The sequence below is a fragment of the Streptomyces sp. AcH 505 genome, from assembly GCF_000818175.1.
Lineage (GTDB): Bacteria > Actinomycetota > Actinomycetes > Streptomycetales > Streptomycetaceae > Streptomyces.
Map to the genome: position 1 here is coordinate 4892663 of NZ_JTIY01000001.1, position 1546 is coordinate 4894208.

Consider the following 1546-nt stretch of genomic DNA (forward strand, 5'->3'; position numbering starts at 1 on the left):
GCGCGGGGCTGGGCGCTGCCGGCCGAGGAGTACGGCATCGACCTCGACGAGAGCGAGTCGACCTGGCTGCGCGCCGCCCAACTGGCCCGGCTGGGCGCCCGTACCGGCGACCTCGTCTGGGACATCGGCTGCGGCACCGGCGCCGTGGCGGCCGAGGCGGCCGGCTTCGGCGCGGCCGTCATCGCCGTCGACTCCGAACCGGGCGCCTGCGCCAGCACGGCCGCCGCAGCCCGCAGGGCCGGCGTCCAGCTCCAGGTCGTCGAGGGCACGGCCCCGCACGTACTGGAGCGGCTGCCCGAACCCGATGTCGTACGGATCGGCGGCGGCGGTATCGACGTCGTCGTCGCCTGCGCCGACCGCAGGCCGGAACGTATCGTCACGCACGCGGCCACCCGGGACGAGGCCGAGGCGGTCAGCACCGCGCTGACCGAGGGCGGTTACCAGGTGGAGTGCACACTGCTGCAGTCCGTCGACCTCGACACCGCCGACTGGTCGGAGCGCGAGCGCGCCGTCGTCTTCCTGGTCGCGGCCCGGCGCCCGGACGGCACTTCCTGATACGTCCAGCAGCGGCCCCCTGACCCCGCGGCCGAACGGCGCGGGGTAGGCTGACCGACCGTTGTACCGCAGCTGGGCGTTCGTCGCTTCGTTCGTCAATGTCCGGAAAAGGGGCCCGTTTTGGACCCTGATGTGGTAGAGCCGAACCGGGGGACGCGCGACGTGGCGCAGTCCACAGTTTGCCGTGGCGGATCATCCCCCCACGGCTGCGAAAGCCCGCGAGAATACGTGAGAGCCGCGGGCCGTTCGTGCCGCGCGGCGCCCACGCTCGTTGTTGTTGACGGGCAGCCGAAGCGCCGCGTTTCGGGCGCCCCGGTGCAGGGCTGAAGGAGCACTACCAATGGGCGAGGGGTACGCATGACCGACACCGGCCAGGTCCCGGGCGAGGGACAGCCGGAGCACGCAGGCATGGTGGAGCAGCCGGGCATCCCCGCTCCTGGCGCGTACACCTACCTGTCCCCCTCCGAGACGGTCACCGAGGACGAAGACCTGCTGCTGATGCCGAGCGCCCAGGGGGGGTGGAGCGACCCCCAGCCCGTGGCGCCGGAGGCCCCGGGCCCCGACCAGGTCCCGGCCCAGGTGCAGGTCGCGATGCCCGTCGACCACGGTGCGTACGCGGCGCAGACCGCGCCGCAGGTGCCCGTCGCCCCGCAGATAGAACAGCCGGCCGCCGCGCCGGTCCCGACGCAGACTCAGGTCCATCCTGAGCAGGGGTTCCAGCACCAGCAGGAATTCCACCAGCCCGGGTACGAGTACCAGGCACACGTGCAGGTGCAGCAGGTGCCGGTGCCCGAGGCCGTGGCTGTGCCCGAGGTCGCGGTGCCCGTGCCGGCGCCCGCTCCCGCCGAGCAGCGGGACGCGCATGAGACCGGGGGCCGGCATTCCGGTTCGCTGGACCTCAGCGACGTACGGGTGCCGCAGGCGGCGCAGCCCGAGCCTGAGCCGTTGGTGGCCCCGGAGCCCGAGCTGGTCGCACCGGAGCCCGAGCCGG

The 1546-nt window shown here is 73.5% G+C and carries 1 protein-coding gene and 1 pseudogene; both read left to right on the forward strand.

Annotated elements, in window-relative coordinates; translation table 11 throughout:
• Nucleotides 1–555: methyltransferase domain-containing protein (locus HY68_RS45400; protein ID WP_241778643.1), on the forward strand; the 555-nt coding region annotated here is incomplete at its 5' end.
• Nucleotides 556–912: 357 nt separating this feature from the next.
• Nucleotides 913–1546 (forward strand): annotated as a pseudogene (locus HY68_RS43940) (5,6-dimethylbenzimidazole synthase); the annotation flags it as partial.